The 26203-nt window shown below is 62.5% G+C and carries 25 protein-coding genes; 8 read left to right on the top strand and 17 right to left on the bottom strand.

Translation table 11 applies throughout. The features are described 5' to 3' along the window. Window positions 1-620, top strand: a 620-nt coding sequence (locus ACTG4J_RS00455; RefSeq protein WP_439136517.1) for a transketolase C-terminal domain-containing protein, incomplete at its 5' end; no start/stop codon positions are given. A 63-nt stretch (window positions 621-683) separates the two neighbouring features. Here the strand turns inward: ACTG4J_RS00455 and ACTG4J_RS00450 are convergent. From ACTG4J_RS00450 to ACTG4J_RS00410, 9 genes are read right to left on the bottom strand one after another with little or no spacing between them, the layout of a single operon-like run. Then, a complete protein-coding gene (locus tag ACTG4J_RS00450; RefSeq protein ID WP_439136516.1) occupies window positions 684-1478 on the bottom strand; it encodes an ion transporter in 795 nt (264 codons plus the stop codon). Window positions 1479-1488: 10 nt separating this feature from the next. Further along, window positions 1489-2721 carry a class I SAM-dependent RNA methyltransferase gene (locus ACTG4J_RS00445; RefSeq protein ID WP_439136547.1) on the bottom strand — a complete coding sequence of 411 codons (1233 nt, stop codon included), beginning with the start codon at window positions 2719-2721 and terminating at the stop codon, window positions 1489-1491. A 2-nt stretch (window positions 2722-2723) separates the two neighbouring features. Further along, on the bottom strand, window positions 2724-3140 hold the full coding sequence (locus ACTG4J_RS00440) for a VOC family protein (RefSeq protein ID WP_439136515.1): 417 nt from the start codon (window positions 3138-3140) through the stop codon (window positions 2724-2726). A 9-nt stretch (window positions 3141-3149) separates the two neighbouring features. Beyond that, window positions 3150-5009 (bottom strand): ABC transporter ATP-binding protein, encoded by a 1860-nt coding sequence (locus ACTG4J_RS00435; protein WP_439136514.1) that lies wholly within the window; start codon window positions 5007-5009, stop codon window positions 3150-3152. Next, a complete protein-coding gene (locus ACTG4J_RS00430) occupies window positions 5006-6853 on the bottom strand; it encodes an ABC transporter ATP-binding protein (protein WP_439136513.1) in 1848 nt (615 codons plus the stop codon). The genes ACTG4J_RS00435 and ACTG4J_RS00430 overlap by 4 nt, the downstream gene beginning before the upstream one ends. A gap of 42 nt (window positions 6854-6895) precedes the next feature. Continuing rightward, window positions 6896-7474 (bottom strand): LysE family translocator, encoded by a 579-nt coding sequence (locus tag ACTG4J_RS00425; RefSeq protein WP_439136512.1) that lies wholly within the window; start codon window positions 7472-7474, stop codon window positions 6896-6898. Between the two features lie 3 nt (window positions 7475-7477). Beyond that, window positions 7478-8638, bottom strand: coding sequence for a CCA tRNA nucleotidyltransferase (locus tag ACTG4J_RS00420; RefSeq protein WP_439136511.1), 1161 nt, complete (start codon window positions 8636-8638; stop codon window positions 7478-7480). Further along, window positions 8635-9228 (bottom strand): CoA pyrophosphatase, encoded by a 594-nt coding sequence (locus ACTG4J_RS00415; protein ID WP_439136510.1) that lies wholly within the window; start codon window positions 9226-9228, stop codon window positions 8635-8637. Before ACTG4J_RS00415 ends, ACTG4J_RS00420 begins: the two co-directional genes overlap by 4 nt. Next, entirely contained in the window at window positions 9212-10222 is a 1011-nt protein-coding gene (locus ACTG4J_RS00410; protein WP_439136509.1) for an Hsp33 family molecular chaperone HslO, read from the bottom strand. The genes ACTG4J_RS00415 and ACTG4J_RS00410 overlap by 17 nt, the downstream gene beginning before the upstream one ends. 149 nt (window positions 10223-10371) lie before the next feature. Here ACTG4J_RS00410 and ACTG4J_RS00405 point away from each other — a divergent pair, with 149 nt between their 5' ends. Beyond that, complete coding sequence (locus tag ACTG4J_RS00405; RefSeq protein WP_439136508.1) at window positions 10372-11622, top strand: glycosyltransferase family 4 protein; 1251 nt, start codon at window positions 10372-10374, stop codon at window positions 11620-11622. Between the two features lie 3 nt (window positions 11623-11625). On the opposite strand, the gene ACTG4J_RS00400 is transcribed toward ACTG4J_RS00405, so the two are convergent. Next, the gene (locus tag ACTG4J_RS00400) at window positions 11626-12750 is read right to left on the bottom strand and encodes a polysaccharide biosynthesis/export family protein (protein WP_439136507.1); all 1125 of its coding nucleotides are present in this window, start codon (window positions 12748-12750) and stop codon (window positions 11626-11628) included. A gap of 222 nt (window positions 12751-12972) precedes the next feature. On the opposite strand from ACTG4J_RS00400, the gene galE reads away from it, so the two are divergent. Both galE and ACTG4J_RS00390 read left to right on the top strand, forming a co-directional pair. Then, window positions 12973-13986 carry a UDP-glucose 4-epimerase GalE gene (galE, locus tag ACTG4J_RS00395; protein WP_439136506.1) on the top strand — a complete coding sequence of 338 codons (1014 nt, stop codon included), beginning with the start codon at window positions 12973-12975 and terminating at the stop codon, window positions 13984-13986. Continuing rightward, on the top strand, window positions 13983-14999 hold the full coding sequence (locus tag ACTG4J_RS00390) for an SDR family NAD(P)-dependent oxidoreductase (protein WP_439136505.1): 1017 nt from the start codon (window positions 13983-13985) through the stop codon (window positions 14997-14999). Before galE ends, ACTG4J_RS00390 begins: the two co-directional genes overlap by 4 nt. Before the next feature lie 4 nt (window positions 15000-15003). Here the strand turns inward: ACTG4J_RS00390 and ACTG4J_RS00385 are convergent, their stop codons facing one another. Further along, window positions 15004-15969 carry a KpsF/GutQ family sugar-phosphate isomerase gene (locus tag ACTG4J_RS00385; protein ID WP_439136504.1) on the bottom strand — a complete coding sequence of 322 codons (966 nt, stop codon included), beginning with the start codon at window positions 15967-15969 and terminating at the stop codon, window positions 15004-15006. 96 nt (window positions 15970-16065) lie between these two features. On the opposite strand from ACTG4J_RS00385, the gene ACTG4J_RS00380 reads away from it, so the two are divergent. Next, the gene (locus ACTG4J_RS00380; protein ID WP_439136503.1) at window positions 16066-16515 is read left to right on the top strand and encodes an NUDIX domain-containing protein; all 450 of its coding nucleotides are present in this window, start codon (window positions 16066-16068) and stop codon (window positions 16513-16515) included. Here ACTG4J_RS00380 and ACTG4J_RS00375 read toward each other — a convergent pair. Beyond that, window positions 16512-17786, bottom strand: coding sequence for a PP2C family protein-serine/threonine phosphatase (locus tag ACTG4J_RS00375; protein WP_439136502.1), 1275 nt, complete (start codon window positions 17784-17786; stop codon window positions 16512-16514). The genes ACTG4J_RS00380 and ACTG4J_RS00375 overlap by 4 nt on opposite strands. A gap of 154 nt (window positions 17787-17940) precedes the next feature. Between ACTG4J_RS00375 and ACTG4J_RS00370 the strand changes: the two genes are divergently transcribed. Further along, entirely contained in the window at window positions 17941-18267 is a 327-nt protein-coding gene (locus ACTG4J_RS00370; protein ID WP_439136501.1) for an Hpt domain-containing protein, read from the top strand. Window positions 18268-18278: 11 nt separating this feature from the next. Here the strand turns inward: ACTG4J_RS00370 and ilvA are convergent, their stop codons facing one another. Beyond that, window positions 18279-19526 carry a threonine ammonia-lyase IlvA gene (gene ilvA, locus ACTG4J_RS00365; RefSeq protein ID WP_439136500.1) on the bottom strand — a complete coding sequence of 416 codons (1248 nt, stop codon included), beginning with the start codon at window positions 19524-19526 and terminating at the stop codon, window positions 18279-18281. Window positions 19527-19647: 121 nt separating this feature from the next. On the opposite strand from ilvA, the gene ACTG4J_RS00360 reads away from it, so the two are divergent. Next, window positions 19648-20874, top strand: coding sequence for an argininosuccinate synthase (locus ACTG4J_RS00360; RefSeq protein ID WP_439136498.1), 1227 nt, complete (start codon window positions 19648-19650; stop codon window positions 20872-20874). Window positions 20875-20895: 21 nt separating this feature from the next. On the opposite strand, the gene ACTG4J_RS00355 is transcribed toward ACTG4J_RS00360, so the two are convergent. Next, window positions 20896-22146, bottom strand: coding sequence for an MFS transporter (locus ACTG4J_RS00355; RefSeq protein WP_439136496.1), 1251 nt, complete (start codon window positions 22144-22146; stop codon window positions 20896-20898). A gap of 98 nt (window positions 22147-22244) precedes the next feature. Here ACTG4J_RS00355 and zapE point away from each other — a divergent pair, with 98 nt between their 5' ends. Beyond that, window positions 22245-23345 (top strand): cell division protein ZapE, encoded by a 1101-nt coding sequence (gene zapE, locus ACTG4J_RS00350; RefSeq protein ID WP_439136494.1) that lies wholly within the window; start codon window positions 22245-22247, stop codon window positions 23343-23345. Here zapE and ACTG4J_RS00345 read toward each other — a convergent pair. The 3 genes from ACTG4J_RS00345 to accD are packed head-to-tail and all read right to left on the bottom strand — an operon-like array spanning window position 23338 to window position 26090. Next, window positions 23338-23859 carry a hypothetical protein gene (locus tag ACTG4J_RS00345; RefSeq protein ID WP_439136492.1) on the bottom strand — a complete coding sequence of 174 codons (522 nt, stop codon included), beginning with the start codon at window positions 23857-23859 and terminating at the stop codon, window positions 23338-23340. The two genes, zapE and ACTG4J_RS00345, sit on opposite strands and share 8 nt — an antisense overlap. Before the next feature lie 48 nt (window positions 23860-23907). Beyond that, a complete protein-coding gene (locus ACTG4J_RS00340; RefSeq protein ID WP_439136546.1) occupies window positions 23908-25146 on the bottom strand; it encodes a bifunctional folylpolyglutamate synthase/dihydrofolate synthase in 1239 nt (412 codons plus the stop codon). A gap of 32 nt (window positions 25147-25178) precedes the next feature. Next, complete coding sequence (gene accD, locus ACTG4J_RS00335; RefSeq protein ID WP_439136490.1) at window positions 25179-26090, bottom strand: acetyl-CoA carboxylase, carboxyltransferase subunit beta; 912 nt, start codon at window positions 26088-26090, stop codon at window positions 25179-25181. Window positions 26091-26203: the final 113 nt, after the last annotated feature.

Raw genomic sequence — 26203 nt, 5'->3', positions numbered from 1 at the left:
ATGCGGGCAGCTTCGACATCGCGTATCTTGCCAACCTGCCCGGTTTCGTCGTCATGGCCGCCGCCGATGAGGCGGAGCTGGTGCATATGGTGCGCACGGCGTTGGCCTATGACGAAGGCCCCAGCGCCTTCCGCTTTCCGCGCGGCGAGGGGGTGGGCGTCGATCTGCCCGAGCGCGGCGAGGTGCTGGAGATCGGCAAGGGTCGCATGATCGCGCAAGGAAACCGGGTTGCGATCCTGAATTTCGGCACCCGCCTGAAAGAGGTGCGCGAGGCCGCCGAGGCGCTGGCGCTGCGCGGCATCACGCCGACCATCGCCGATGCGCGCTTTGCCAAGCCGCTTGACCGTGACCTGATCTTGCAACTCGCCCGCCACCACGAGGCGCTGATCACCATCGAAGAGGGCGCGGTTGGTGGCTTTGGCAGCCATGTCGCGCAGCTTTTGGCGGAAGAGGGCGTGTTCGATACAGGACTGAAATACCGCTCGATGGTCCTGCCCGATATCTTCATCGATCAGGCCAGCCCCGAGGATATGTATACCGTGGCAAGGATGAACGCCGCCGACATCGAGGCCAAGGTGCTCGATGTGCTGGGCGTGGTAAAGATGGAAAAGCGGGCGTGATTTCTGCGGCGTAGGGTGCCATCGCCCTCACCGCGCGCCACGGGCGCATGAAAAAGGCGCGCCCTATCGGGTGTTCAACCTCTCCTCGATCTTCCTGAGCCTTTCCAGAACCTCGTCGCGATAGGCATCCGTTGCAGCATTGCTCTCCTCGGCATGGGCCTCTTGCATCGAGTTGACCACCAGACCCACGATCAGGTTTACCACCGCGAAGGTCGTGACCATGATGAAGGGCACGAAGAAAGCCCACGCATAGGGGTAGACCTCAAGCACCGGGCGCACGATGCCCATCGACCACGACTCCAGCGTCATCACTTGGAACAGCGTGTAGAGCGAGGCGCCGATCGAGCCGAACCATTCCGGGAAACTGGACGAGAACAGCTTGGTCGCCATCACCGCCCCGATGTAGAAGATGATCGACATCAGCAAGAAGACCGACCCCATCCCCGGCAGCGCGGTCAACAACCCCTCGACCACGCGCCTGAGCGAGGGCACCGCCGAGACGACACGCAAGACCCGCAAGATGCGCAGCGCGCGCAAGACCGAAAGCCCCTGCGCACCGGGCACAAGCGCGATGCCGACGATCACGAAATCGAAGATGTTCCACCCTGAGCGGAAAAAGCGTGGCCCCAGCGCCACCAGCTTCAGCACCAGTTCGACCACGAAGATCGACAGGCAGATCCGGTCAAGCAACAAGATCAGCGGACCCGCCTCGGCCATGATCGCGGGCGATGTCTCCATTCCCAAGATCACGGCATTGAACAAGATCACCGCGATGATCGCGTTGCGGATGATGGGACTGTCCAGCCAATCGGCCAGACGGGCGCGAAACCCGGTATCGGTAAACATGGCTGTACTCATTATATGTGCCTCAGTCGTCGCTGAGATGGGGCAGGGAAAAGCTTGCGGCAAGTTCGATATGCGGCGTCCAGCGGAATTGATCGACCGGCTGCACCCAATTCAGGCGATACCCCCCCTGAATGAGCAAACCCGCATCGCGCGCAAAGGTCACGGGGTTGCACGATACCATCGCAACGCGCGGAATCTGCGCGGTGACGATCTGTTCCACCTGCGCTTCGGCACCGGCGCGGGGCGGGTCGATAATGATACCGTCGAAACGCGCCAACTCGGCAGGCAAAAGCGGGCGGCGAAACAGATCGCGGGTTTCGACCGTCAGCGCCTTGAGCCCGGCTGCATGGCGCATGGCATGATCAAGTGCTGCTGTAAGCGCAGCCGCCCCCTCGACCGCATGCACCGGCACGATGCGCGCCAGCGGCAAGGCGAATGTCCCGCATCCCGCGAACAGATCAGCGATCCGCTTGGCCCCATCAAGGGCTTGGGTGACAGCCGCCACCAGCGCATCCTCGCCCGCCTGTGTGGCTTGCAAAAAGGCACCGGGGGGCGGGGCGACGACGGTGGTGCCGAAACGCACGCTCGGCGCTGTTTCGGCATAGACGGGTTCATCCCCCCAGCTCAGCCGCGCAATATCGCCGCGAAAGCGGGGCAGCGCAGCACGCAAGTCTTCATCGAGAGGTTTGCCGCCGGTCACTGCGCAATCGATGCCTGTCTCGGTCAGCGTCAGGGCAAAGCCCAGCGTCGCTGCGCGCGAGCCCCCGATCTGCGTGATCTCGGCCAAGACCGGCAATAGATCGACCAAGGGTTGGGCCAGCACATGACAATCACCGAGCGGCACGATCACATCCGAGCGGCGGGCATGAAAGCCCACCAACGCGCCTTTCTTGGTGCGCCGTCCCGCCAGCGTCGCACGACGCCGCGCGCGGGGCGGCGATGTGGCGATCGGTCTGATCGGCGCGGTCAGATCATGAGCAGCAAGGGCAGCGACGATCACCCCCGCTTTCCAGCCTGCGACGAAATCATCGGATGCATGCATCAGGTTGCATCCACCGCAGCTTTTGAAATGCGTGCAAACTGGCCGGACACGGTCGGGCGAAGGTTTGACGATCTTGGTGTCGATCATCTGATCGCCTGCGACCACGCCAGCGACCACTTCGCCGGGCAAGCTCAACGGCACGAAAATCGGCCCGGGCGCGATCCCGTCGCCGTGATGGCCAAGCCGGTGGATGGTCAATTCCGTTTGGGTCATGGTCACTTTATCGCTGGGCTGAAGGCATAGCCCTCGGGGCTGAGGATCGTGGCTTCGCGCAAGCCATGCGGCTTGTCTGTCGCGCGCTCGCGCACGACATGCCCCACTGCTTCGGCGCGCGCAACGGCTGCGTCGGGATCGACCCCGAAGAGATAGATCTGCACCCCACCGCCCCGCGGCGGGTTCTCGGGGATCAAGCCGGGCAGCGGGTGGCGCGCAAAGGCCGCGTCGGAATGGATCTGCATCAGCATGTCCCCATGGCGCAAAATGGCGAAATCATCCGACAGACGATGCGCACTCAGGCCGAAAACATCGCTTAGAAACCGCGCAAGACCCCGCACATCGCGGCTGAGCAGGTTCAGGCCGATGCCCGTCAGGCTACGCCCGAATTGCGCGGCGGGGACGGTTTCAAGATCCATATTTGCCCCTTATTCCGCCGCCTCGGTCAAGCCGATAAAGCCGCCCGATTGGCGGTTCCAATAGCGGGCGTAAAGCCCGTTCTTGGCCAAAAGCGCGTCATGGGTGCCATCCTCGACGATCCGCCCCTGATCGAGCACCACGATCCGGTCCATCGCCGACAGCGTGGACAGGCGATGCGCGATGGCGATCACGGTCTTGCCCTCCATCACCTTGATCAGACTGTCCTGAATGGCGGCCTCGACCTCGCTGTCGAGCGCCGATGTCGCCTCGTCAAGCACAAGGATCGGCGCGTCTTTCAGGAATGCGCGGGCAAGCGCGATGCGCTGGCGTTGCCCACCCGACAGCTTGACGCCGCGCTCGCCCAAGAATGCCTCATAGCCACGGCGGCCCTTGTGATCGACCAACTCGGCGATAAAGCGATCCGCCTCAGCGCGGGCGGCGGCCGCATGCACCTCGGCCTTCGTCGCGTCGGGGCGGCCATATAGGATATTGTCAAAGGCCGAGCGGTTGAACATCGCCGTGTCTTGCGTGACCATCGCGATCTGGCGGCGCAGGCTGTCTTGCTTGACGCGGCGCACATCGATCCCGTCGATCAATACCTTGCCCACCTCGGCCTCGTAGAGCCGCAACAAGAGGGCGACCAGCGTCGATTTCCCCGCACCTGAGGCACCGACGATCCCGAGCTTTTGGCCCGGTTCGATGATCAGATCGATGCTGTCCACGCCACCCGATTGCCGCCCATAGGCAAAACTGACGCCGGACATGACGATGCGGCCCGTCGCCTTGGGCAAATCCTGTGCATCGGGGGCATCGACAAGCGCATGTGGCGGCGTCAGGGTCCGCATCCCATCCTCGATCTCGCCCAGATTGGCGTAGATCGTCATCAAGGTGAAACTGACCCAGCCCGTCATCTGCGCGATCCGCATGGAAACCGCGCCGATTGCTGCGATCTCGCCCGCGCTGACGCGATCATCTTGCCACAGCACGACACCGGCCAGCACCAAAGCAACGGGCAAGACCCCTGCCGCCGTCATCAAGACAAAGCGGAATACGGTGGAAAACACCCCGAACTCAAGCGAGGCGCTGCGATAGCCCTGCATCGCCGCGATGGCGGATTGATCCTCATGATCGACATGACCAAACAGCTTGACCGTCTTGATATTGGTGATGGTGTCGACGATCTGGCCCGTCACATTGGCCCGCGCGGCGGCCCGCGTTTTAGAAAGCGACCGCACGCGCGGCAGGTACCAGCGGATCATCGCCGCATAGGCGAGCGACCAGATCGCCAAGATCAGCCCGATACGCCAATCGATCGCGGCCAGCATCAGCACGGCACCCACCAGCGTCGCAATCGCGAATGCACCGGCATTGATCGCCTCGGTCACGACGTTCACAAGTGCCGCCGCCGTCTGCATCTGCTTTTGCGCAATGCGGCCTGCGAAATCATTGTCGAAAAAGTCGATGGCATGGCCCAGTGACCAGCGGTGCAACCGGCTTTGGATCAAGGGCGCGACATTGGGCGGAATGACGATCCCGTTGAAGGCCGCCGCCGCACCAAACAAGAAGGGGCGGATAAGCAAGAAGAACCCGACATAGACCGACACGAGCAAGGCGTTATCAGCGAAATAATCCGCCGGGCCGTGGGCCAGCGCGCTGTCGATCACCATCCCCAATAGCCAGGCCGACACGACCTCCATCGCACCGGCCAGGGCCGAGAATAGCGTCGCCACCCCGATCACCGGCCAAGTGCCCGACAGGCACCAACGGATGAACGGCCATAGCTTTCGCGGCGGCGCGCCCGTGGCGGGGGCGAAGCCGTCGATCATATCGGCCAGCCAATCACGCAGGCGGTGCAAGACAGCGCTCATTCCGCCGCCTCCGCATCTGTGCCCAGAAACCCGCCCGATTGCCGCGCCCAGAACCCGGCATAAAGCCCGCTCTTGGACAGCAATTCGGCATGGGTGCCCGCCTCGACGATGCGGCCATCATCCAAGACCACGATCCGGTCCATCCGCGCGATGGTCGAAAGCCGGTGCGCGATGGCGATCACTGTCTTGCCCTCCATCACGCCGTAAAGCGTGTCCTGGATCGCGGCCTCGACCTCGCTGTCGAGTGCCGATGTCGCCTCGTCCAGTACAAGGATCGGCGCATTCTTGAGGATCACACGCGCCAAGGTCACGCGCTGGCGTTGGCCGCCCGACAGCTTGACACCGCGCTCGCCCACATGGGCGTCATAGCCGCGCCGGCCTTGCGGGTCTTCCAGCGTCAAGATGAAATCATGTGCCTCGGCGCGCTTGGCGGCGGCGATCATCTGCGCCTCGGTCGCGTCAGGGCGACCATAAAGGATGTTGTCGCGGACCGAGCGGTGCAACAGCGCGCTGTCTTGCTGCACCATCCCGATCTGCGCGCGCAGGCTGTCTTGGGTCACGGCACAGATATCCTGACCATCGATCAGGATTTGCCCATCCTCTACGTCATAGAACCGCAGCAAAAGCTTCACCAAGGTGGATTTCCCCGCCCCCGAGCGCCCGACAAGGCCCAGCTTTTCGCCCGGCTGGATCGTCAGCTTCAACTGGTCCAGCCCACCCGCGCCGCGCCCGTAGTGATGGCTGACGGCGGCAAAATCGATCTCGCCGCGATCCATGACCAAGGTCTTGGCATCCGGCGCATCGGTCAGGCGGATCGGGTCGGTGATCGTCTCCATTCCCTCGGCCACAACGCCGAGCGAGCGAAACAGCGTCGAGACCGCCCACATGATCCAACCCGTCATGGCATTGAGCCGCAAGGTGAGCGCCGTCGCTGCCGCGATGGCACCGACCGAGGCTGCACCACCGGCCCAAAGGCCAATGGCCCATCCCACCACCGCCACGATGAGAAAGCCGTTCAAAGCGGTCAGAACGACATCCATGATGGTGTAAAGCCGCATCTCGCGGGCAAAGGTGGCGCGCGTTTCCTCGATGGCTTGCTTGGCGTAATCGATTTCCCGGTCGTGATGGGCAAACAGCTTGACCGAATGGATATTGGTGTAGCTGTCCACCACCCGCCCCGTGGTCATCGAGCGCGCATCGGCGCTGGCCTTGGAGGCAGGACCGACACGGGTGATCGTCCAGCGCAGCAGCACCGCGTAGAGCGCAAACCAGATCAAAAGCGGGATCGCAAGGCGCGGGTCGGCATCGGCCAGCAAGATCGCCGCCCCCACCAGATAGGCGAGCGAAAAGGTGATGGCGTCGAAAATCTGAAAGATCGCATCGCCCGCGCTGGTGGGTGTTTGCATGATCCGGTTGGCGATACGCCCGGCGAAATCATTCTCGAACCAGCCTACCGATTGACGCAAGACCTGCCGATGCGCCCGCCAACGGATCAAGGCACCGAACTGCGGCAAGATCCCGTTGTTAAGCAGCGCGACATCCAAGCCTTGGATCAATGGCCGCACGGTCAGGATGAAGATCGCTGCAAGGATGAATTCCCACCCGTGGTCTGCAAGAACGTCCGCAGGAGTCCCACGCGACAACAGGTCGATGATCCGCCCCATGTACCAGATCAGGCCAATCTCGACCGCTGCAACCATTATCGACATGAAAGCGGTTACAACGAACAATTTGCGGAATGGCTGGCCATAGGCCCACAGAAACGGCCAGACCCGGCGTGGCGGCGTGTCCGTCTCGACATAGGTCGTATAGGGGTCGACCAGATTTTCGAAAAAGCGGAACATGCGGCGGCCTCGTGAACATCAAGGCTTGATATAGGTCGCGGGTTACAAAAAGACCATCACCGCCGCCGCGCCAAGCCCAAGCGCCATGACCCGTGCAAAGACCCGCCATGCCGCTGGCGTATTGAGCAGCAAGGCCAAAAGCGCGCCTGCGAAACTCCAGAACAAGCAGACAAAGAAATTCAGCCCGGAAAACGCGATGGCAAGGCGCTGCGCCTCGCCCCATGGGCCAAGCCCCGCTGCATAGCCCGAGGCGGCGGCAAGCGCCACGGCCCAAAGCTTGGGGTTGATCCATTGAAACAAGATCGCCTCGATCATGGTAAAGGGGCGCGCGCGCCCATCATCGGCTTGCCTTGCCGAGGATCGCCAAAGCGCCACCGCCATCCAGCCGATCCACACAGCGGCCGCGATCTTGAGCGTATATTGCAGCGTCGGTTGCGCCGCCAAGATCGCGCCGATCCCAAGGCCAGTCATCCCCGCCACAATCCCGACGCCAATGACCACGCCGGCCACATGCGGCAAGGTCGCGCGAAAGCCGAAGCGCGCGCCCGATGCCGTCAGCAAGATGACATTCGGCCCGGGGCTGAACAGACCGAGCAGAACGAAAGGATAAAGCGGGTCCAAGGGTCACTCCGACTGGGGCAAGCGCGACAACAGTTCTGCACGACCGAGCGTGAAGCTTGACGCGATCCAGCGCGCCTCCAGCGTCTTGAGCGCCTGACCCAAGGCCGCACCCGACAGGCGCGGCATAAGATCGGCGGGTTTGACCGGAAACACGGCGCTGGCCCCACGCGCGATCAGGGCGCGCACGGTCGGGTCGACGGGGGTCTCGAACTGGCTGGCGCGTAGCACGACGATATCCCAGGCGATATCGGCACCATGCAGATAAGCCAGCGCATCGGGCGGCGTGGCGCTGCTCATGCCATCGCGCAGAATGCTCAGCCGCGTGATCTCGGCATTTGCAAGGCGCAGCCCGGCGGCCACTTCGACATCACCAAGTGCGGCAAGGCGGCGAATCGGATCAGGTGGCGCATCCTCGAATGCGATGAGAATGGGCAGCATCCGCGCCATCGCACCGGGCAAGGTGCGCGCCAATATCCCGGCTTGCGCCATCGCGGCGACGACAGGGGCGGGATCGGGCGCGCCGAGCAGTTTCTTTATCTCGGCACCGACCCGTTCGCGCGACAGTTGACCCAATCCATCGGCAAGTGCGGCGCATGCGGCCAAACCTTCGGAATCGATCCCGGCGATCGGATCGGCATACCACGCATGGAAACGGAAAAAGCGCAGGATACGCAGGTAATCTTCGGTGATCCGATCACGCGGATCGCCGATAAACCGCAAGCGGCGTGCCTGTATATCGGCCAAGCCCTCGCCGGTCGGGTCAAGCACGGTGCCATCGGCTTGGGCATAAAGCGCATTGATGGTGAAATCGCGGCGCGCGGCATCTTCGTCGACATGATCGGTAAAGGCGATGGTCGCGCGACGGCCATCGGTCGCCACATCACGGCGTAGCGTGGTGACCTCGAAGGGGCGGTGATCGACGATCAGCGTGACGGTGCCGTGCGCAATGCCGGTCGGCACAGCCTTGATACCGGCCGCCTGCGCCAATGCCATCACATCGTCCGGCCGCAGATCGGTGGCAATGTCGATATCCTCGACACCACGCCCCAACAGCGCATTGCGCACACAGCCGCCCACGAACCATGCACCATGCCCATCTTGCGTGAGCAGGGTCATGATGGTGACCGTTGCCGGGTCGGTCAGCCAATCCGCGACAAGCTTCATGCAGACACCCTGTCAGCCAAGGATTTCAAGATCCGCGCCGTCGCACCCCAAATGTAATAAGGCCCGTAAGGCACGATGAAGTAGCGCCGCCGCACACCACGCCAGCGGCGACCCTCGATCCGATAATTCGCCGGATCGAGAAGATGCGCGATAGGCACGCGAAACACCTCGGCCACCTCGCCCGCTTCGGGGATGGCTTCGAAATCATGGGCGATATGGGCAATAACCGGCTTTATGCTATAACCGGTTACAGTTTCATGCGTGGATAATTCGCCAAGGATTTCGACTGTCTCCGGGGGCAGCCCGATTTCTTCATGCGCCTCGCGCAGCGCCGCAGCAGGCGCATCCGCATCGTCTGCATCCACCTTGCCGCCGGGCAGGGCGATCTGGCCCGGATGATGCTTCAGATGCGAGGCGCGCTTGGTCAGCACGATACTTTGCCCAACCACGCCGATCAGCACGGCCGCAGGCTTGAGCACCCGGCCCGGTGGCAAAACGATCTCGGGGTTCAACTCGTAATCCGACGAGGGGCGCGTCGGGCTTTCTCGCAATGCCGCGACCAATGTCGCGCGGTCAATCCTGCGGTCCATCGCCCTGCTCCGGATCGGCGCTGGCCTCGAAGCCCAAGGTGCTGGGGTCGAATTCGTAATGCGCGCCGCAGAATTGGCAATCGGCGGTGACACGGCCATCATCGGTCGTCATATGGCCGATATCGCGCGCCGAATAGATCGACAGGCTGTTGCGCACCCGTTCTTCCGAACAGGTGCAACCGAACGCCACCGGCAGCGCATCGTAGACGCGCGGCCCTTCTTCGTGAAACAGCCGCAAGAGCAGATCGGTCGGCGCCACGCGTGGGCCGACCAGTTCCAGCGGCTCGACCGTGTCGAGCAAGATATTGGCCCTGTTCCAGTTTTCCGCCGCATCCTCGTCAAGCAGATCAACCGCTGCCAACAGACCATCCTCGCCCGATGCGCCATCGCCCATCAAGGGCGAGGCTTTGGGCATATGCTGCAACATGACCCCGCCACTGCGCCACAGCGAGGCCTCGCCGGGCGCGCGGCTTTGGCCATAACTCAGCGCAAAGCGCGTTGGCAGCTGCTCGGATTGCGCAAAATACGCCTCGGCACAGGCGGCAAGCGATCCGCCCGACAGGGGCGTGATACCCTGATAGGGCGTCGTATCGCGCCCTTGATCGAGCAGAATGGCGAAATAGCCCTGACCGATCTGACCAAAAGGATCTTGGCCCGCGACCAGCCGGGCCGCGTCGAAACTTGCATAGGCACGGATGCGGCCGGGCGCACCCTCTTCGCTGGGGGCGTAGAAATCGGTGGCGATCAAGCGGATCGGCCCATTGCCCCGCACCTGCAACGACAGCTTCCAGCGCAGCTTGATGGTCTGGCCGATCATCGCGGTCAAAAGGACCGCCTCGGCCACCATCGCCTCGACCTCGGGGGGATAATCATGCTGCGCCAAGACCCGCTCCAACGTCTGATCGAGGCGCGCGACACGGCCCCGGATGTCGGATCGGTCAAGTTGGAACGGCAAGACGGTGTCGTCCCACGCGATCTTTGTCGTCAATGTCATGTTTGGCTGTCCTGATCTGCGGGCCGTGCGTTCCATATAGCGGATCGCGCCGCAATCCCAAATCAGCTGTCACCGAAATCGGCTTCGACTTGTCGTCGAGCCGGTTTTGGGCAGTATATGTCGTTAGTGCATTTATGTGATATTTCGATATGAACATTCTTTTCGTCCACCAGAACTTTCCCGGTCAATACCGCGAATTATTTCAATGGCTTATCGCGCAAGGCGGCCATCAGATCGTCTTTCTGACCCAACGCAAGGGCGTTCCTGCCGTCAAGGGCGCGCGCGTCATCGAGTACGCGACACATCACAAGCCCACCGAAACGGCCTATGCGCCTACGAAATATTGGGAGGAATGCACCGGCAACGGCTTGGGCGCGGCTTTTGCGGCGCAAAAGCTGGCCTTGGATGGGTTTCGGCCCGATATCATCCTTGGCCATGTCGGGTGGGGTGAGTTGACTTTTCTCAAGCAGGTATGGGCCGATGTGCCGATCATCGGCTTTTTCGAATACTATTTTCTGGCCCAAGGCGGCTCTGTCGGTTTCGATCCGGAATTCCCTGCGTCCGAGCATGCGCCCTTTTTGATGCATGCCCGCAACGCTGTGAATTTCGCCAATATCCAGACCGTCGATCTTGGCCAATCGCCCACCGCTTTCCAGCGCGACACATATCCAACCGCGTTTCACGACAAGATCTATGTCTGCCATGATGGCATCCGCACCGACCGTCTGGTGCCAAATCCGACGGCGCGGGTACAGCTGTCGCGTCTGGGGCGCGCGGTCAGCCGCGAGGATGAGATTTTCACCTATATGGCGCGTAACATGGAACCCGTGCGCGGCTTTCACAAATTCATGCGCGCCCTGCCCCGCATCCTCGCCGAACGGCCCAATGCACGCGCCGTGATTATCGGCGGCAACGAGGTCTCATACGGCAAAGCCAGCGACGCCCAAGGCGGCTACCGCGCCGAGATGGAGCGCGAAATCGGCGACCGCGTCGATTGGAGCCGGGTGCATTTTCTGGGCCGCGTCCCCTATACCGCCTATCAGCAGATCATCCAGATCAGCCGCGCTCATATCTACCTGACGGTGCCCTTCGTGCTGTCTTGGTCAAGCATGGAGGCGATGTCGATGGGCGCGACCATGATCGCCTCGGACACCGCCCCGGTGCGCGAAGTCATGACCCATGGCAAGAATGCGGTCTTGGTGGATTTCCACGACCATGATGCGCTTGCACGCCAAGTGATCGAGGTGCTGGCGCGCCCCGATGATTTCGCCGATCTGGGCCCGGCCGCACGCGCGCATATGGTCGCGAATTATGATTTTTCGACCAACTGCCTGCCGCAGCATATCGCCCAAATCAACGGTCTCGTGCCCAAGTCGTGCGCGATACGCTTTAAGGCATAGGCGTCAATCGGTCAGACCGCTGGATTGATTGGCAAGGCCGAAGGCGGCACCGACAAGGCCGAAGATCGTCTGCGCCGATGTGATCGGGCTTTCGGTGACCAGCACCAGATCGCCTTGCGCAAGGTGAAAGTTGCGCGCGCTGAAAAGCCCATCGGCCGATGTCAGATCAAGCGTAAAGACCACGCGCGCCTGATTTGGCCCCGCCGCATCCGGGCGCAGCGCGCTGTGCGGATATTCACGCAAGATCAAGACACCGCCCGGATTGCCACGGCGGCTTTCCACGCCGCCAATGATCGAAATGGCATCGAGCGCGCTGATGTCGTCCTGCACGAAGCGATGCTGGCTTTGCTGGCCCGCCGCGCCGAGCGACAGGAAATAACGCCGATCGTCTTCAACGATCACCCGATCGCCACCACGCAAAAGCGTGTCGAGCCGGGGATTGGCATAAAGCCGGGCGATGGATGTCCCGTAGATATCGCCCGCCCGGATCAACCGGACCTGCGGATTGACCAACGCCCCCTGCACCCCTCCGCCCAATGCGATCAGGTTGAGCAGCGTAAAATTGCGGTCCGGCATGGGGTATGAGCCCGGCGCCGCGACCCCGCCGATCAGATCAACGGAATTCGTCCGCCCTTCGGCCATGGCAAGCTGCACCTGCGATGACGGCACGATGCGGTCGATCGCTTCGTGAAGCGTTTGGCGCGCCGCCTGAAGGGTCATTCCCGCCACAAGGGTATCGCCGACATATGGCAAAAAGATCGTGCCATCGGGTGCCACTTCCAACGCTTGGATCTGGACCGAACGCTGCCCCGGCGCCGACAAAAGCGAGCTGTCGCTACTGTCCCAGACCGTGATTTCCAACGTATCGCCCGTGGCGATCACTTGCGTGCGGGCACCGCCGCTGGTGGGTATCCAACCCAGGCTGGTGGATTGCGGGCTGGGCCAATCATCCAACACGGCAAGAAACTCGCGTGTCACGGCATGAACGGCGAAATCCGTGGCCTCACCCTCGGCGGCTTGCACGATCTCGCGCTCAACGGCGGCGCCACGGGGCAAGATCTCGCATCCCGCAAGACCAAGAACGATCACCGTAAAGGCCATGAGCCCACGAATTCGAAGTTTAACCATTTGCGCTCTGCCCCGCGTTCTTTGCGGACTTGTTTACGCGGCGCGGCTATAAATTCAACTTTCGCGAATAAAAATATCTAAAGAAGATGCAGAAATGCCCCTTTGCACAGCATGCCCACTGGCGACCGTCACGGCGCGATGGTCTGCATGGGCGCATCTTTACCTTGAAATCCACGGACAAAGCATGTTTGCGTCCGAGCAATCTAAAGTTCATCGGGTATCATGGCATCTTGTATCCTCCTGACCGGCGGCGCCGGCTATATCGGGTCGCACACCCATATCGCGCTGGTGGCAGCGGGGCATGAGGTGGTGATCCTCGACGATTTCTCGAATGCGCAGCGCTCGGTTCCGGCGCGGCTGGAACAGATCACGGGGCAACCCGTCACCGTGATCGATGCCGACGTGCGCGACGCTGACGCCTTGGCCAAGGTTTTCGCCACCCATGCCATCGACGCGGTGGTCCATTTTGCAGCGCGCAAAGCGGTTGGCGAAAGCATGGCGATACCGCTTGATTATTTCGACGTTAACATCACTGGCCTGGTCACGCTTTTGCGCGCAATGGACAAGGCCTGTTGCCGCCGCTTGGTGTTCTCCTCCTCGGCCACGGTCTACGGCGTGCCGGATGAGGCACCGACGCCCGAAACCGCACCTTTCCGTGCGATGAACCCCTATGGCCAGACCAAGATCATGAGCGAAGAGATGTTGGGCTGGCTACAAGCCGCCAACCCGGAATGGGCGGTGGGGATCTTGCGCTATTTCAACCCGGCCGGCGCGCACGGTTCGGCGCTCATCGGCGAAGACCCGCATGATATTCCGAACAATTTGATGCCCTTCGTGGCCAAGGTCGCCCTTGGCGAATTGCCGCGCGTGATGGTCTTCGGCAATGATTATGACACGCCCGATGGCACCGGCGTGCGCGACTATATCCATGTCGAGGATTTGGCGCGCGGCCATGTGCTGTCGCTTGAACAGCTGATCAAGACCGGGCAGGGCCATGTCGTAAACCTTGGCACCGGGCGCGGCTATTCCGTGCTGGAGGTGATCGCCGCCTACCAGCGCGCCAGCAACCGCGCGGTGCCGCATGTCATCACCGACCGCCGCCCCGGCGATGTGCCGATCTATGTCGCGCGCGCCGACCGCGCGGCCGAGGTTTTGGGCTTTCGCACCGAGAAGGGGCTCGACGAGATGTGCGCAAGCTCGTGGAAATGGGTTTCGGAGGGGGCGGGTCAGGCATGATACGCAAGGCACTGGTCACCGGCTCATCGGGTTTCATCGGCTTTCACCTGTGCCGTCAGCTTCTCGCCCAAGGCTGGGAGGTGTTGGGCATCGATGCGATGACCGACTATTACGATGTCGCATTGAAAGAACGGCGCCAGGCGATGCTGTCGCAAAATGCCGGGTTTTGCACCGTCAACGACCGGATCGAAGCACGGGGTGTGCTGGATCATATGATGGCCGATTTCCGCCCGGATGCGGTGATCCATCTGGCCGCCCAAGCCGGGGTGCGCCATTCGATCGACCACCCCGAAAGCTATGTGGAGGCCAATCTCATCGGCACCTTCCGCCTGCTCGAGGCGATCCGCGCCACTCCGCCTGCCCATAGCCTTCTGGCCTCGACCTCATCGGTTTATGGGGCCAACACCGACATGCCCTATGCCGAGACGCAAAAGGCCGACACACCGATGTCGTTCTACGCCGCCACCAAAAAGGCGAACGAGGCGATGGCCCATAGCTACGCCCATCTCTACGATCTGCCGATCACCATGTTCCGCTTTTTTACCGTTTACGGGCCATGGGGGCGGCCCGACATGGCGCCGATCAAGTTCACCAAGGCGATCCTCGAAGGGCGGCCCATCGACGTCTACAACCATGGCGATATGCGCCGCGATTTCACCTATATCGACGATCTGGTGGCCGGCATCATCGGCCTGATCGATGCGGTGCCTGTCCGACCCGCCGACCCTGCCGATATCGCGCCGGGCGACAGCCTTAGCGCTGTGGCGCCCTATCGCGTGGTCAATATCGGCAATTCCGAAAGCGTCGCGCTGAGCGATTTCATCGCCGCGATCGAGGAGGCGACGGGCAAGCCCGCGATCCGCAACCTCATGCCGATGCAGCCCGGCGATGTGCCCGCCACTTGGGCCGATGCAAGCCTGTTGCACAGCCTGACCGGCCAGCGGCCCAAGACGCAGGTGCGCGAGGGCGTGGCCCATTTCGTGGAATGGTATCGGGATTACTACGCCTGCTGAGCGTTCAGGCGATCCCGGCCCGCAAGCAATCATGCAGGTGCAACAGGCCCACGGGCGCGCCCTTGTCGTCGACGACGAAGAGCGCGGTGATGCGGTTTTGCGACATGACCGCCATCGCCTCGGCGGCCAGATCATCGGTGCCGATCACGCGGGGGTTGCGGGTGGCGACTTGGCCCGCGCTGCGTTCCATCAGATGGTCGATATTGCGCCGCAGGTCGCCATCGGAAATGACGCCGACCAACCGACCGCCATCAACGACACCGGCGATGCCAAAGCTCTTTTCGCTCATCACGATCAAGGTGTCGGCCATCGGTCGATCCGCCGCCACCAAGGGCAGCGCCGCGCCGGTATGCATCAGCTGCGCCACCTTGGACAGTTGCGCGCCCAGCTTGCCGCCGGGGTGGAAGGTGCGAAAATTCTCGGGCAGGAACCCGCGCTGTTCCATCACCGCCACCGCCAACGCATCGCCCAAGGCCAGCGTCAGCGTGGTCGAAGTGGTGGGGGCCATGCCGATCACGCACGCCTCGGGCGCGTCGGGCAACAACAGGCGGTAATCGGCAGCCTGCATCAAGGTGCTGTCAGGCCTTCCCGAGATCGCCACCATCGGAATGGCGAAGCGCGTGACATGGGCGACCATATCGCGCAACTCGGCTGTTTCGCCAGAATTCGAGATCAGGATGGTCAGATCGCCCGGCATCACCATGCCCAGATCGCCATGGCTGGCCTCGGCCGGATGGACAAAGGCCGAAGGCGTCCCCGTCGAGGCGAAGGTCGAGCTGATCTTGCGCGCGATATGGCCCGACTTGCCGATCCCCGACAAGATCACGCGGCCGCGGGTCGCCAGGATCGCGCTGACCGCATCGGTGAAATCACCGGGTAGCGCATCGGCCATAGCGCTGACCGCTGCGCCCTCGGTCTGGAGGACACGGGCGGCGGTGGCACGAATGGCATTTTTCTGATCGTCGGTCATGGCGATCCCTTAGCCCAAGCCCCCGCTTTTGGCGAGAGGGGGGATTTCGCCTTGGTCCCACCTCTGGCAGAAAGGGCGCAGGAATTGGAGGGCCAGATGAACAGACGTTTCGGCCAATGGCCCGAGCCGGGCCGCCGCTACACCCCACGCCCGGGCGTCTATGCGGTGATCGATGCGGGCGACGGCATCCTTGCCACTTTTCAGGAAGAGCCGCGCCCCGAACTGCAACTGCCCGGCGGCGGCATCGACCCCGGCGAGCCGCCCTTGCGCGCGCTCTACCGCGAGGTGATGGAAGAAACCGGCTACCGCATCCATGCCGCGCGGCGGTTGGGCATGTTCCATCGCTATGTCTACATGCCCGAATACGACATGCATGCGCAGAAACTCTGTCACATCTACTATGCGCAGCTTGGCCCGCGCCGCGGTGCGCCGACCGAAGCGGGGCATAGCGCCGTGTTCCTGCCTTGGGATGTCGCAGCGGAACGGCTGGCGGTGTCGGGCGATCGACATTTCTTGCGTCAGGTCTGGGCGGCACGGGCGCGCTAGCGCGCAAGATCGTGCAACTCCACCAACACGGCCGAGGCATCGTCGGGAAAAACCTCCGTCCCGGCGAAACCCGCCAGTGCCGCCTCGAGCGCGGCCAGAAAGCGCGGACCGCGCAGATGGGCACATTCGCGGACTAGCTGGATCAGCCCCCCCTCGTCCAGGGTGTGACCATGCGGGTCCGGACATTCGAGCAACCCATCCGAACAGATCAGCATCCGATCGCCGGGCCCAAGGTGCAATTGGGTGCTGTGATACGCCGCCCCGTCGATCAAGCCGATCGGAAGCCCCCCATCGCCAACCCATTCCACCCCGCCATCGGCGCGCAGGATCAGCGGATGCGGATGGCCCGCCTGCACCAGCTGAAACTGTCCCGTGACCAGATCGAGAAAGCCCAGCAAAAGGGTGAAATACCGCTCGGACCGGATCTCGTTCAGGATCATCTTGTTCAATCGCGCGGCGGCGACATGGGGGGCCAAGGCGCAAAGCGCACCGTCACGCCCGCGGGTCAGGGCGATATTCTGATCAGGGGTCGCCGCGCTCAGAATACCTGCAACACGCGCCGCGATCATCGCGGCCGCAACGCCATGCCCCGACACATCGAGACCGAACAGACCCACAACGCGCTGATCGACAGGGAAGCAGCCCACCATATCGCCACCGATATGGCCCGACGCCTTGAGCCATAGGGACACATCGACCGCGCCAAAGCGGCGAAACCGCTCTTGCATCTGCGAGCATTGCAGCCGCCGCGCCTCGTCCAGATCATGATCGAGCGCGTCGTAAAGCGTGCGCAACTCACCCAAGGCACCCGACAAGAGCTGATTCTTCTGCACGAGATCGCGCTGCATCGCCACGATCCGCGCGCCCGCGGTCAGGCGCGCGCGCAATTCCGGCGGGCGCACGGGCTTGGTCAGGAAATCGTCGGCCCCGGCCTCCAACCCTTCGGTCAGCGCGCTGTCTTCGCTGCGCGAGGTCAGCAAGATGACATAAACATACCCCTCGCGCCGCAAGCCGCGCAACCGACGGCAGAATTCCGGCCCGGTCAGCCCCGGCATGACCCAATCGCTGATCACCAAGCCGATTTCAGGGTCGGTCGCAGCGGCCAAGGCCGCTTCGGGCGTGTCGCATTCCACCACCTCATGCCCCCAGCGCCGCAACAGCGCGACCAGAAGCATCCGCTGCGCGCGGCTGTCATCAAGCACCAGCACACGCTGAGGCGTGGCGGTCGGATCGGTCAAAGGCCATGTCAGCCGGTCGGGTTGATGCAGCATGGGAACACGCGAAAAGGATCGGAAGGCCCAGTTGCACCGACCCGGATTAACAGCTGGTGAAAACGAAAATGCGACCGATCTCATAGCGCGCAGGCAAGGTTACCTTAACACTTGGGTGGCTATCCCCCGGCTATCGGCCAAGAGGGGCAACACCATGATCGACTGGACAAGGTTGAACGACCTGCGCGCCGATATCGGCGAGGCCGATTTCGCAGATGTGGCCCGGCTGTTTGTCAGCGAAATGCGCGAGCGTCTGGTTGTTTTGGCCGCAGATCCCAACGCCGCCACGGGCGCGGATTTCCATTTTCTGCGCGGCAGTGCAGCCAATCTCGGCCTGTCGGAGATGGTCGCGGCATGCAACGCCGCCGAGGCGGCTTGTCGTGTCGGCAAAACGCCGGACATCGCCGCCGTCGCCGATGCCTTCGCCACGGCGATCATCGCGATCGCGACCGAGATACCGGGGCTTTCCAACAATATCTGAGGGTCCGCGCCTCAGATCAGGAAATCCGACAAAACCTCGTCTTGCGAGATATCGCGGAACCCGAAACCGCGCGCGGTCACCCGCTCGACCATGCGATCGAAATTCGCCGGATCATCGGTTTCGATCCCGATCAGGACCGAGCCGAAATTGCGACTGTTCTTTTTCAGATATTCGAAACGCGCGATATCGTCGCCCGGCCCAAGCATATCAAGGAAATCGCGTAGCGCACCGGGGCGCTGCGGCAGGCGGAGGATGAAGTATTTCTTCAACCCCTGCCATTTGCGCGCGCGTTCCTTGACCTCGGGCAGCCGCTCGAAATCGAAATTTCCCCCCGATGTCACGCAGACCACCGTTTGGCCCGCGATCTGATCGGCGATCTGGCCCAACGCATCGACCGACAGCGCACCGGCGGGTTCCAACACGATGCCTTCGATGTTCAGCATTTCTTGGATGGTGATGCAGATGCGGTTCTCGGGCGCGATCAGCACATCTTGGGGTGCCACATTGCGCAAGGCCTGAAAGGTCAGGTCACCGATCCGCGCCACGGCGGCACCATCGACGAAGGTGTCGGTGATCGGCACCGTCGTGGGCGTGCCATGCGCCAGTGCGGCGGTCAGACTGGCGCCCCCCGCCGGTTCCACCAGCGTCAGGGCGGTCTTTGCGCCCATCGCACCGAGATAAGAGATCATCCCCGCCGAAAGACCGCCGCCGCCCACAGGCAAGATCAACCGATCAGGCGCGCGGCCCATCTCGTCAAGCATTTCCACCGCGACCGAGGCTTGGCCCTCGATCACATCGGCATCGTCGAAGGGCGACAGGAAATGCGCGCCGGTGCGGCCGCATTCCGCCTTTGCGGCGGCCAGAGTCTCATCGAAGAAATCTCCCGTCAGCACGATCTCGACCGTGCCAGCACCGAATGTGCGGGTTTTCATGATCTTCTGTTCGGGCGTCGTTACAGGCATGAAGATGCGCCCGCGCACCCCGAAATGCGCACAGACAAAGGCGACGCCCTGCGCGTGATTGCCCGCACTCGCACAGATGAAATCACGCCGCGTGGGGTCGGCGGCCAGCGCCTTGCGCATGGCGTTGAAGGCACCGCGCAACTTGTAGGAGCGCACTGGCGACAAATCCTCACGCTTGAGCCAGATATCGGCCCCGAAACGCTCGGAAAGATGCGCGTTGCGCTGCAAAGGTGTGGGCGGGAACAGATCGCGCAAAGCGCGTGTCGTGGCCCGTGCGTGGTCGGCGAAATCATTCATCTCACTGGCCTGCCGCAACTCTTGGCCCGAGTCCAGCGCCAGTTATGCCCGCTCACCTTGCCCCCCGCCAGAAAACCCGATATCGCCGCGCCGTTAGTCCTGCATCCGACGGAGCCCGCAAATGTCCGCACCCAAGAAGGTTGTTCTTGCCTATTCCGGCGGCCTCGACACCTCGATCATCCTGAAATGGCTGCAGACGGAATATGGCTGCGAGGTCGTGACCTTCACCGCCGATCTGGGTCAGGGCGAAGAGTTGGACCCCGCCCGCGCCAAGGCCGAGATGCTGGGCATCAAGCCACAGAACATCTTCATCGAAGACCTGCGTGAGGAATTCGTGCGCGATTTCGTCTTTCCGATGTTCCGCGCCAATGCGCTGTATGAGGGGCTGTACCTGCTTGGTACTTCCATCGCGCGGCCGCTGATTTCCAAGCGGCTGGTCGAGATCGCGGCGATGACCGGGGCCGATGCCGTCAGCCATGGCGCGACCGGCAAAGGCAACGATCAAGTGCGGTTCGAACTGTCGGCCTATGCGCTGAACCCCGAGATCAAGGTGATCGCACCTTGGCGGCTGTGGGATCTGACATCGCGCACCAAGCTGCTGGAGTTTGCCGAGGCCAACCAGATCCCCATCGCCAAGGACAAACGCGGCGAGGCGCCGTTCAGCGTCGATGCGAACCTGCTGCACACTTCTTCCGAAGGGAAGGTGCTGGAAAACCCCGGTGAGGAAGCGCCCGATTACGTTTATCAGCGCACCGTCCACCCCGAGGATGCCCCGGATGTGGCAGAAATGGTGGAAATCACCTTCGAACGCGGCGATGCGGTGGCAATCAACGGCGTGGCCATGTCGCCCGCCACGATCCTGACCAAGCTGAACGAGTTGGGTGGCAAGCACGGCGTCGGTCGCCTTGATCTGGTAGAAAACCGCTTTGTCGGCATGAAGTCGCGCGGGATCTACGAAACCCCCGGCGGCACGATCTTGCTCGAGGCGCATCGTGGGATCGAACAGATCACGCTGGATTCAGGTGCGGGGCATCTGAAGGATTCGATCATGCCGCGCTATGCCGAGCTGATCTATAACGGCTTCTGGTTCTCGCCCGAGCGCGAGATGCTGCAAGCCCTGATCGACACGTCCCAAGAGCATGTCTCGGGCACGGTGCGGGTCAAGCTTTACAAAGGTTCGGCGCGCACCGTCGCGCGTTGGTCGGACCGCAGCCTGTATTCCGAGGCCCATGTGACCTTTGAAGAAGACGCAGGCGCCTATGATCAGAAAGACGCGCAGGGCTTTATCCAGCTCAACGCGCTGCGGCTGAAGCTGATCGCGTCGCGCAACCGCCGTCTCAAGGGCTGAGCGTAAACGCGGCGGTCGCCCTTAGGCGGCCGCGGCTTGCATACGATCCTTCAGCGGCGTTTCCTTGATCGGCAGATGCACGATGGCCGATAGCGCGCCGACGGCGACACCGATCCACCACACGGCGGTGTAGTCCCCGTAGATGTCGTATAGCGCGCCCCCCAGCCAAACGCCGATGAAGCTGCCCAGCTGGTGCGAAAAGAACACCAGCCCGTAAAGTGTGCCCATGTAGCGCAACCCGTAGATCTGGCCGACCAGACCGCTTGTCAGCGGCACGGTCGCCAGCCACAGCGCGCCCATCACGATGGAAAAGGCGATGACTGTCTCGGGCGTGATCGGCAGGATGATGAACAGCCCCGCAGCAATCGTGCGGCCCGTGTAGATCAACGCCAGAAGATAGCGCTTGGGGAAATGGTTCCCAAGCCAGCCGGCGGTGATCGTGCCCACGATATTGGCAAGCCCGATAAGGGAGATCGCGACCGCCCCCAGCGCCGAAGTCGTCGTGATCCCCATGCCATGCAAGAGCGATCCGGGCGCGATGGGGCCGCATAACTCGGTCACGAAGGCCGGGAAATGTGCGGTGATGAAGCCAAGCTGATAGCCGCAGGAGAAAAAGCCGATGAAGATCAGCGCAAAGGACGGATCGCGGATTGCACGGCCCACGATCTGGCCCATGCTTTCCTCGATCTCGGCCTTGGCGGTGCGGATCGGCGCGCGCAGCATCGGCAGGGCAAAAAGCGTCGCCATGATCATACCGGCAAAGATCAAGAACACGCTTTGCCACGCAAAAACCGACAACAGCGCCTCGGCCAAGGGGGCGCCGAACACCTGCCCCGCCGATCCTGCCGCCGTTGCGATGCCAAGTGCAACCGAACGATTCTTGTCGGATGCCGCGCGCCCCACGATGGCCAAGATCACGCCGAACCCCGTGCCCGCGATGCCGAACCCCACAAGGATTTCAAGCAGATGATGCTGGCCCGGCGTGATCGCATAGGCCGAAAACACCAGCCCGGCGGCATAAAGGATCACGCCCAGAAAGATCGCCTTACGATCCCCGAACCGTTCCGCGATGGCGCCGAAGATCGGCTGGCCGATGCCCCAAGCAAGGTTCTGGATCGCGATAGCCAGCGAAAACTCGGCCCGCAGCCAGCCGAATTCCTCGGCGATGGGGATCTGAAACACCCCGAAACTCGCCCGGACGGCGAAGCAGATCATGATGATGATGCACGAACCGATCAGCACCGGCGTGAACATATTGTCTTGGCGGGTCATGGCACGTTTCCCCTCAGCTCGGTGCGACCCAATCACGCCCAACGCGGCCCTGCAAGACCCGCTTAACCCTGCGGGAATTTCGATGTAGTCAGGCGAATATGGGACAGCATCTCCAAGCAATCTACGACACCCGCGTGGCCGAAGGGCTGCTTCGCCCCGACCCGGCCCAGCGCGCGGCACTGATGCGGCTGGAAAGCTTGCGCGAAACGCTTGAGGTGAACCCGAAGCCGCGCGCATCGCTCTTGGCGCGCTTCTTCAAGCAACCCGAACCCACCGGCAAGCAAGGTATCTACCTCTGGGGCGGGGTCGGGCGCGGCAAGTCGATGCTGATGGACCTGTTCTTTCAGCACGCCCCCACCACCCAAAAACGCCGCGTCCATTTCCACGCCTTCATGCAAGAGGTGCAATCGGCGCTCCATGAGGCGCGCAAGACCGGGGTCGAGGACGCGATCAAACCCGTGGCCGCGGAAATTGCCCGCGATCTGCGGTTGTTGTGTTTCGACGAGATGCAGATCACCGACATCACCGACGCGATGATCGTGGGGCGGCTGTTCGAGAAACTCTTTGCGGCGGGTGTGATCATCGTCACCACCTCGAACCGCCACCCGTCCGAGCTTTACAAGAATGGGTTGAATCGCCAGTTGTTTCTGCCCTTCATCAAACTCATCGAGGACCGGCTGGAGGTCGATCAACTCGACTCCATGACTGATTACCGCCAAGATCGGCTAGCCGGAACGCAGGTCTATTTCGCGCCGCTTGGTGCCGAAGCGACCCGCGCCATCGACGCGGTCTGGCGCGATCTGACCGGCGGGCGGCAAGAGATGCTTTGCCTCGAGATCAAGGGCCGCGAGGTCAAACTGCCACGCTATTGGGCAGGGATGGCGCGGGCGTCGTTCTGGGATCTGTGCGGCCAGCCCTTGGGGCCCGCCGATTACCTTGCGCTGGTGGGGGCGGTGAAATTGCTGGTGCTGGAGGGCATCCCGCGACTGGACGCCAGCAAGTTCAACGAGGCCAAGCGCTTTGTCACCCTGATCGACGCGCTCTATGAGGGGCAAGTGCGCCTGATCGCCTCGGCCGAGGATATTCCCGAAAGGCTTTACCTCGAAGGGGCAGGCAGTTTCGAGTTCGAGCGCACGGCCAGCCGCCTGCGCGAGATGCAGGGCGCTGACTGGGGCGCGGGGCGCGACGCGCTCAGCTGATCGGCACCAGCGGATCGCAGCTTAGCCGCACATCCATGCCAAAGGCAGGCAAGGGGGTGAAGGGATCGATTGAGCTGTCGGAAATCCATGTGTTGTCGATACAGATATCTTGCGCCCAGTTGCCGCCGTTGAAACCAAACCCGCCGCTGGCACCGCAATCATTCACTTCGCCATTGGCGTTCCATTCTTGATATGTCTGCTGCTCGCGCGATCCGCCCATGGGAAATGCCAAGCTGTCGGTATCGAAGCGTAGCGTCCACGATGTTTCGGGCGTCAGCATCGACAGCGACCAGAACCCGATGGGCACGCCCTCATGATAGCCTTGGATGCGGAACTCGGTCACCTGTTTCTCGGTGATGATGCCGGTATCGAGCAAGCTCTCGGGAAAGCCGATGATGCCCTCCATCGTGTAGCCAGTCGCGCCGATCCAGCAAAACTGCAACCGCGCGGCCTGCGCGGGCAGCGCGACCAGCATGGCGGCAAGGCAAAAACTGATGTTACGGGCAATCAACATGGTCCCGAGTGTGGCCCCTTGGCGCCGCAGGTCAAGGGCCGTGCGTGCCTAGCCGTTTTCCTTGAGTATCTCACCGGCAAGGTAAAGCGAACCACAGATCAAGATCCGCGCCATTGGGTCTTGTGTCACGATGGCGCGCAACGCGGCGGCGACGCTATCGGCCTGCACTGCCGACAGCCCCCCGCGCGTGGCGGCATCGGCCGTTTCGCTGGCCGACAGCGTCGCCATTTGACCGGGGATCGACACGGCATGAAGGCTTTGGGCCACCGCCGCCAAGGGCATCATGTAGCCCGTCACATCCTTGGTGTTGAGCATCCCACAAATCAGATGCGTGGGCCGCTTGGGCATACCCGCCAAAAGCGTCGCGATGGCGCGCGCAGCATGCGGGTTGTGGCCTCCATCAAGCCAAAGCTCGGCCTGCGGCGCGATATCGAACAGCGGCCCACGGCGCAAACGCTGCATCCGGGCGGGCCACACGGCCTGCGTCATCGCGGCCTCGCAAGCCGCCTCGCCTTTACCAAGCACGCGCAGTGCTGCAATCGCCATACCCGCATTCTCGACCTGATGGGCCCCAAGAAGCGCCGGCATGGGCAGATCGAGCAGGCCGTTTTCGTCTTGGAACACCAGTCGCCCGGCTTCGGCCCAGACATGCCAATGCTGACCATAGGCAAAAACTGGGGCGGACAGGCGCGCGGCCTGCGCCTCGATCACTTCCAAGGCTTCGTCTTGCTGGCGGCCCACGATGACGGGCACACGGCGCTTGATGATCCCCGCCTTTTCGCCCGCGATCCGGCCCAGCGTGTCGCCCAAGAATTGCTGGTGATCCATATCGACCGGGGTGATCACGCAGAGGGCGGGATCACCGATCACATTGGTGGCGTCAAGCCGCCCACCCAAACCGACCTCAAGCAGCGTGTAATCAGCCGGTGTTTCGGCAAAGGCCAAAAGGCCAGCGGCGGTCGTGATCTCGAAATAGGTGATCGCATCCGTGCCATTGGCCGCAAGGCAGCGGTCGAGCGTGTCGGAAAGGACATCCTCGTCGATCAACTGACCTGCCAGCCGGATACGTTCGTGAAACCGCGCCAGATGCGGGCTGGTATAGGCATGGGTGACATGCCCGGCCCCCTCGAGGCCCGCGCGGATCATGGCCAACGTCGATCCCTTGCCATTTGTCCCCGCGATATGGATGACAGGCGGCAAACGCCGCTCGGGGTGGTCGAGCGCAGCCAAGATGCGCCACATCCGATCCAGCGTCAGATCGATGATCTTGGGATGAAAGGACATCATGCGCTCAAGCAAGATGTCGGAGCGCTGTGTGCTCACGATGTGATCGCCGCCTCATCAGAGGTGTCGGGGCTGGGCAGATCGGCGACCACAGCAGGCGGCATTCCGGTCAACATGCGGATAATCCCGATCAACTCATCCCGCATCTTGCCGCGCGGCGTCACCCGGTCGAGCATCCCGTGATCAAGCAGGTATTCGGCGCGTTGAAAGCCCTCGGGCAATTTCTCGCGGATGGTCTGCTCGATAACGCGCGGCCCCGCGAAACAGATCAGCGCATTGGGTTCAGCGATCTGGACATCGCCCAACATCGCGTAGGAGGCCGTGACCCCCCCGGTGGTCGGATGGGTCAAGACCACGATATAGGGCAAGCCCGCCTCGCGTAGCATCTGGATCGCCACGGTCGAGCGCGGCATCTGCATCAGCGACAAGATACCTTCCTGCATCCGCGCGCCGCCCGCCGCCGAGAACAGCACGAAGGGCCGCTTGAGTTTCACCGCCCGCGCGCAGCCCGCGACGATGGCATTGCCCACATACATCCCCATGGACCCGCCCATGAAGCTGAAATCCTGCGCCGCCGCCACGATGGGGGTGCGCCCGATCTCACCTTCGGCGACCAGCATCGCCTCGGCCTCGCCGGTGGATTTCTGCGCCGCTTTCAGGCGGTCGGGGTATTTCTTCTGGTCGCGGAATTTCAGCGGGTCGTCGATGGGCTTGGGCACCGCAACTTCGGTGAAGATGCCGTTGTCGAACAGCGCCTCGAACCGCGCGCGCGGCGTGATCGCCATGTGATGCCCGCAATTGGTGCAGACATTCAGCGCCTCGGATAATTCGCGGTGAAACAGCATGGTGCCGCATTCATCGCATTTGGACCACAGATTCTCGGGCATCTCGCGCCGCGAGAAGATCGAGTTGATCCGGGGGCGGACGTAATTGGTGATCCAGTTCATAAGCACATCGCTCCGGGTCTTTCCGTTGCGCAACGAGATATGGGATGCGCGCCCAACATGCAATCGCAAGCCGATTTCGCGCATGACGCCCAATCGCGCGCGTGATAGGCCAG

It is taken from the genome of Roseicyclus sp. (assembly GCF_965662675.1).
Classification (GTDB): Bacteria; Pseudomonadota; Alphaproteobacteria; order Rhodobacterales; family Rhodobacteraceae; genus Roseicyclus.
This window is presented reverse-complemented; position numbering and strand designations above follow the sequence as displayed.